Below are 6,226 nucleotides of genomic sequence, written 5' to 3' on the forward strand. Positions count from 1 at the left end.
ACTGTTCGTTCGTATGGGCGACAAGGGCGAGGAGAGGGCGAGCGGGCCCGGCGCGGCCGGTGAGCCGCGCGGCGGCGGCCGGGCGCGACTGCGGCTGCGCTGGCCGCGCCGCGTGTTCGCGCAGGTCCTGCTCGTGCAGCTGGCCATCGCCGCCGGCGTGACCGCGCTGGCGACCGGTCTCTTCCTCGCGCCGCTCAGCGCCCAGCTGGACGACCAGGCCATGCGCCGCGCCCTGGCCATCGCGCAGACCACCGCCGCCCAGCCGCGCCTGGACGAGGCGCTGGAGGCGTCCCGCCCCGCCGCCGGCGGCCCGGTCCAGGCGGCCGCCGAGCGGATCCGGCGGGCGACCGGCGCCGAGTACGTCGTGATCATGGACGAGCACGGCGTGCGCTGGTCGCACACCGACCCGGGCGAGATCGGCCGGCACGTCTCCACCGATCCCAGTGCCGCCCTCTCCGGCCGGGAGGTCATGCAGATCGACGAGGGCACCCTCGGCCGCTCGGCGCGGGGCAAGGTCCCGCTGCGGGACGACCACGGACACATCGTCGGCGCCGTCTCGGTCGGCATCGCGTACGAGAGCGTGCAGCAACGGCTGCTGTCGACCGTGCCCGACCTGCTGGCGTACGCGGGCGGGGCGCTCGCCGTGGGCGCGCTGGCCGCGTACCTCGTCGCGCGCCGGCTCCAGCGCCGCACCCATGACCTGGCCTTCTCCGACATCTCCGCGCTGCTCGCCGAGCGGGAGGCCATGCTGCACGGCATCCGCGAGGGGTTCGTCGCGCTGGACCGGCACGGCCGCATCCGGCTGCTGAACGACGAGGCGCAGCGGCTGCTCGACCTGCGTGCGGAGGACATCGGCCGTCCCCTGGACACCGTGCTGCCCCCGGGCCGGACGACGGACGTGCTGGCGGGCCGGGCCTCCGGCGCCGACCTGCTCACCGTCAGCGGACAGCGGGTCCTGGTGGCCAACCGGATGCCGACCGACGACGGCGGCGCCGTGGTCACCCTGCGGGACCGTACGGAGCTGGAGCGGCTGGGCCGCGAGCTGGACGGTACGCGGGGGCTGATCGACGCGTTGCGCGCCCAGGACCATGAACACGCGAACCGGCTGCACACCCTCCTCGGGCTGCTGGAATTGGGGCTGTACGAGGAGGCGGTGGAGTTTGTGACGCACGCGGTCGGCGTGCACCGGGCGACCGCCGAGCAGGTCACCGAGCGCGTGCACGACCCCTTGCTGGCGGCGCTGCTGGTGGGGAAGGCGACCGTGGCCGCCGAGCGCGGCGTGTCGCTGAGCATCGCGACAGCGACCCGGCTGCCGGACCGGGTGGTCGACCCGCACGGCCTCGTCACGGTCGTCGGCAATCTGGTCGACAACGCGCTGGACGCGGCGGCCGGCGGACGGGACGGGCAGGTCGAGGTGGAGGTGCGCGCCGAGGGCCGGACGGCGACCGTGCGGGTCAGCGACAACGGCCCCGGCGTGCCGCGCGAGCGGCGCCAGGAGATCTTCACGGAGGGCTGGACGACGAAGGAGCCGCCGGCACACGGGCAGCGCGGTATCGGGCTGGTCCTCGTACGACGGCTGGCCGAGCGCTACGGGGGCGGCGCCGAGGTGGACGACCGTCCGGGCGGCGGCGCACGGTTCACCGTGACGCTCCCCGACGCGCTCGCGGACGCCCTGTCCGAGACGCATGTCTCCGACAGGAGCGGGGAAACGCTGCCGGATCCCCTGGGAGGCGCGCGATGATCGACGTACTCGTCGTCGACGACGACGTCCGGGTGGCCGGGATCAACGCCGCGTACGTCACGAAGATCGCCGGTTTCCGGGTCGTCGCGCAGGCGCACACCGCCGCCGAGGCGCTGGCCGTGCTGGAGAGCACGGCCGTCGATCTCGTCCTGCTGGATCACTACCTCCCGGACGAGACGGGCCTGCAGCTCGTGGCCCGGCTGCGGCAGCGCGGCCTGCACACGGACGTGATCATGGTGACGGCGGCCCGCGACGTCGCCACCGTACGGGCCGCCATGCGGCACGGCGCGCTCCAGTACCTGGTGAAGCCGTTCACGTTCGCCGGGCTGCGTTCGAAGCTGGAGGGGTATGCGGCGCTGCGGCGGACCTTCGAGGTCGGCGGGCAGGCCGAACAGTCCGAGGTGGACCGGATCTTCGGGGCGCTGGGGGCCGCCAACGCCGGTCCGGCCGAGCTGCCCAAGGGGCACTCCACGGCGACGGCCGACCGCGTACGGTCCGTCCTGCGCTCCGCCGAGACCCCGCTGTCGGCACAGGAGGTGGCCCGGCAGGCAGGCCTCAGCCGGCAGACCGCACAGCGCTACCTGAAGCTGCTGGAGCGGGCCGGCCGGGTCAAGCTGACGCTGCGGTACGGCGAGACGGGCCGGCCGGAGCATCGGTACGACTGGGTCTGAGCCGACCGGGCCCGCTGCGCCGCCTGTGCGGCCGTCACGCCGCCCCCGCGCCCGTCAGCGCCCGTACCTCGGTCTCCGCGTGCCGGGCGGCGGCGTCCGGGGCCTGCGGAGAGGTGATGGTGCCGAGCCAGCCGAGCGCGAAGCCCAGGGGGATGGAGACCAGGCCCGGGTTCTCCAGGGGGAAGAGCTGGAAGTCCAGGCCGGGGAAGATCGCCGTGGGGCTGCCGGAAACGACCGGTGAGAGGACCACGAGAGCGATCGCCGGGAGCAGCCCTCCGTAGACGGACCAGACGGCGCCCCGGGTGGTGAAGCGGCGCCAGAAGAGGGAGTAGAGCAGGACGGGGAGGTTGGCGGAGGCGGCGACCGCGAAGGCCAGTCCCACGAGGAAGGCGACGTTGAGGTCCTGGGCGAGCAGGCCGAGGCCGATGGCCGCCGCCCCGACGCCGACCGCCGCGGCCCGCGCGACGGCGACTTCCCCGAAGGCCGCGCCCCGCTCCCGGGAGGCGCCGTCACGCCCTTCGGAGGACGCGTCGTCGCCGTACGAGGACGCGGTGCCCCCGTAAGAAGGCCTGCTGCGCCGCAGCGCCCCGTACAGGTCGTGCGCGACCGACGCCGAAGACGCGAGCGTGATGCCCGCGACGACGGCGAGGATCGTGGCGAAGGCGACCGCCGCGACCACGGCGAAAAGGATCGTTCCGCCAGTGGAGTCGGGGCCGCCTCCCAGGTCGAGGGCGAGCAGCGGTACGGCGGTGTTGCCGGCCGGGTTGGCGGCCCGTACCGCGCCGGTCCCGAGCACGGCCGCGGCTCCGAAGCCGAGCACGATCGTCATCAGGTAGAAGCCGCCGATGAGCCCGATGGACCACACCACGGAGCGGCGGGCGGCGCGGGCGGTGGGCACGGTGTAGAAGCGCGACAGGATGTGCGGCAGGCCCGCGGTACCGAGGACCAGCGCGAGCCCGAGGCTGAGGAAGTCCAGCCGAGCGGTCCAGCTGCCGCCGTACTTGAGGCCCGGGGCGAGGAAGTCCGCGCCGTGGCCGCTCTGTCGCGCCGCGGTGGTGAGCAGCGTGCCGAGGTCCCCGTGGAAACGGACCAGCACGAGGAGGGTCAGCGCGATGGCGCCGCCCATGAGGAGCACGGCCTTGATGATCTGGATCCAGGTCGTGGCCCGCATGCCGCCGCAGATGACGTAGAAGACCATCAGGGCGCCGACGCCGACGACCGTCCACGTACGGGCCACCTGGCTCGTCCCGCCGAGCAGGAGGGCCACCAGGCTGCCCGCACCGACCATCTGGGCGACGAGGTAGAGCACGGAGACGGTGACGGAGGAGACGCCTGCGGCGATCCGTACGGGGCGGCGGCGCATACGGGCGGCGACCACGTCGGCGAGGGTGAAGCGGCCGCAGTTGCGCACCAGTTCGGCGACGAGGAAAAGCACGAGGAGCCAGGCGACGAGGAAGCCCACGGAGTACAGCAGGCCGTCGTACCCGAAGAGGGCGATGAGGCCGGAGATGCCGAGGAAGGACGCCGCCGACATGTAGTCACCGGCGATGGCGAAACCGTTCTCCATGGGCGAGAAGAGCCTGCCCCCGGCGTAGAACTCCTCTGCGGAACCGTGCCGTCGGCGGCCGGCCCAGGCCGTGACCGCGAGGGTCACGGCCACGAAGGCGCTGAAGAGGACGAGGGCCAGGATGTGGTGGTCATCGGGCGCCGCGGAGGCGGCGAGGGCGGACGGGCGGCCGGTCAACGGACGTTGCCCCCTGTCATGTCCTGGGTCTCCCAGCGCAGGTCGAGCGCGGCCCGGTCCCGGCGCAGCCGGGCGTGGCGGGCGTACGCCCAGGTGAGGAGGAAGGTCGTGGCGAACTGGCCGAGTCCGGCGAGCATGGCGACGTTGAGCGGGCCGATCACCTGGCGGGCCATCAGTCCGGGCGCGGTGACGGACGCGATGACGTACGCGAGGTACCAGGTCAGGAAGAGGGCTGTGGCGGGCACGACGAAGCTGCGGTAGCGGCGGCGCACTTCCTGGAAGGCGGCGCTGCGCTGGACGGCGAGGTACACCTCCTCGTGCGCCGGGTCGCCGGACGCCCCGGGGACGTCCGTGCGCTGCGCCGGGGGGCTCGGCCACGACAGGTCGGGGCCGTCCTCCGCCGTGGCGTCGGCCGTCTCGCGCTCCGTGTCGTCCGCGTCCGCCCATCCGGCCGCCCGCTGCGCCGGCACGCCGCCGTCCTCCCGTGCGGCCGCGCCCCGGTCGCCCCGTCCGGAGGCGAGGGTGTCGTACCAGGGGTCGTCGAGCCGTACGGCTCCGGCCGGGCGGCCGTCGCGCTTCTCCACCGGGCATCTCCTTGTTCCGCGGCCTGTCTGGCCGTGCGCCCAAGGATGGACAGACGCGGTGGTTCCCGGACATCCATTGCGAATCCTTCACCCCATCAGGTGACGGACCAACCGGGAGGTTTCCTGGCCTTGTGGCGCGCTGACAGGAGCGGTGTCACCCTTCCGGGTCACCCCGGGGGCTGCGCGATCCCGTGCCGGTACGCGTAGTGGATCGCCTGCGCCCGGTCGCGGAGCCCGGCCTTGGCGAAGAGGTTGTTGATGTGGGTCTTCACCGTCGCGGTGGAGACGTGCAGGCGGCGGGCGATCTCGGGGTTGGAGAGTCCCTCGGCGACCAGGGCGAGCACCTCGGTCTCGCGGGCAGTGAGGCCGTCGGGCGGCTCCGGAGGAGCGGCCGCAGCACTCGGTCGCGGTACGGACGGAGCCTCGGCGAACCGTTCCAGCAGCCGCCGCTGCACCTGCGGCGAGAGCCCGGCCTGACCGGACATGACGTCCTCGACGGCCCGTACGATCTCGTCGCCGTCGGCGTCCTTCGTGAGGTAGCCACGGGCGCCGGCCTGCAGGGCCGGGAAGAGGGACTCGTCGTCGGCGTACGTCGTCAGCACAACGACCTGGGTGCCGGGGTGCTGCTCCCGGATGCGGCGCGTCGCCTCCACCCCGTCGCAGCGCGGCATCCGCAGGTCCATCAGGACGACGTCCGGAGCGAATTCGGCGGTCATGCGGACCGCTTCGTCGCCGTCGGCCGCCGAGCCGACGACCTCGATGCCCGGCAGCAGTCCCAGAAGCATCACGATGCCCTCGCGCACCACGGTCTGGTCGTCGGCGACCACCACGCGCGCGCTCACGCCGGTACTCGCAGCCACACCACGAATCCCTCCTCACCCGGGCCGGACTCCAGCGTCCCGCCGAGCAGTTCGGCGCGCTCCCGCATTCCCCGCAGACCGTACCCGGAGCCGCTGGCCGCGAGGTCACCGGGCGCGCCGCGGCCACCGGAGTCGCGCACCCGCAGCCCCACCTCGCCCGCCGCGTACTCCAGGCGCAGCTCCACGCGCGCCCCGGGGGCGTGCTTGCGGACGTTGGTCATCGCCTCTTGGGCGACCCTGCGCAGCGTGAGCCCTGCCTCCGGGGACAGCGCGCGGCTCTCCCCCACCACGTCCAGCCGCGCGCCCTCGGTGGCGGCCAGCTCGCGCAGGAAGTCCTCCACGGGGCCCATCTCGCCCCGCAGCGCGGACAGCGCCTCCCGGGTGCCGTCCAGCCCTTCGCGCGCCATCCTGCGGGCCGCCGTCACCCGTTCGAGTACCTCGGTGCGGGAACCCTCCAGGTCAGGGCTTCGTTCGATGAGAAGACGGGCGGCTTCCAGGTGTACGAGCTGGGCGCTGAGGCTGTGCGCGAGCACGTCGTGGATCTCGCGGGCGATCCGGCCGCGCTCGGCCAGCGCCGCCGATTCGGCCTCGGCGGCACGGGCCTCGGCCTCGGCGGCGCGGGCGGC

General features: G+C 73.9%; 6 protein-coding genes. 2 read left to right on the forward strand and 4 right to left on the reverse strand.

Translation table 11 applies throughout. From position 1 onward, the window contains the following. The first annotated feature begins 13 nt into the window (after positions 1-13). Both ABT381_RS11545 and ABT381_RS11550 read left to right on the forward strand, forming a co-directional pair. Positions 14-1,741 carry an ATP-binding protein gene (locus ABT381_RS11545; RefSeq protein WP_351591335.1) on the forward strand — a complete coding sequence of 576 codons (1,728 nt, stop codon included), beginning with the start codon at positions 14-16 and terminating at the stop codon, positions 1,739-1,741. Beyond that, positions 1,738-2,412, forward strand: coding sequence for a DUF7342 family protein (locus tag ABT381_RS11550; RefSeq protein ID WP_351591338.1), 675 nt, complete (start codon positions 1,738-1,740; stop codon positions 2,410-2,412). Before ABT381_RS11545 ends, ABT381_RS11550 begins: the two co-directional genes overlap by 4 nt. Before the next feature lie 34 nt (positions 2,413-2,446). On the opposite strand, the gene ABT381_RS11555 is transcribed toward ABT381_RS11550, so the two are convergent. The 4 genes from ABT381_RS11555 to ABT381_RS11570 form a co-directional block, all read right to left on the reverse strand. After that, positions 2,447-4,156, reverse strand: coding sequence for a solute symporter family protein (locus tag ABT381_RS11555; protein ID WP_467754696.1), 1,710 nt, complete (start codon positions 4,154-4,156; stop codon positions 2,447-2,449). Then, positions 4,153-4,740: a DUF485 domain-containing protein gene (locus tag ABT381_RS11560; RefSeq protein WP_351591341.1), complete on the reverse strand. Its 588-nt coding sequence runs from the start codon at positions 4,738-4,740 to the stop codon at positions 4,153-4,155. The genes ABT381_RS11555 and ABT381_RS11560 overlap by 4 nt, the downstream gene beginning before the upstream one ends. 167 nt (positions 4,741-4,907) lie before the next feature. Further along, on the reverse strand, positions 4,908-5,600 hold the full coding sequence (locus tag ABT381_RS11565; protein ID WP_351591344.1) for a response regulator transcription factor: 693 nt from the start codon (positions 5,598-5,600) through the stop codon (positions 4,908-4,910). After that, positions 5,579-6,226, reverse strand: a 648-nt coding sequence (locus tag ABT381_RS11570; protein ID WP_351591347.1) for a sensor histidine kinase, incomplete at its 5' end; no start/stop codon positions are given. The genes ABT381_RS11570 and ABT381_RS11565, both read right to left, overlap by 22 nt.

It is taken from the genome of Streptomyces sp. NPDC000151, assembly GCF_040301705.1.
Taxonomy (GTDB): Bacteria; Actinomycetota; Actinomycetes; order Streptomycetales; family Streptomycetaceae; genus Streptomyces.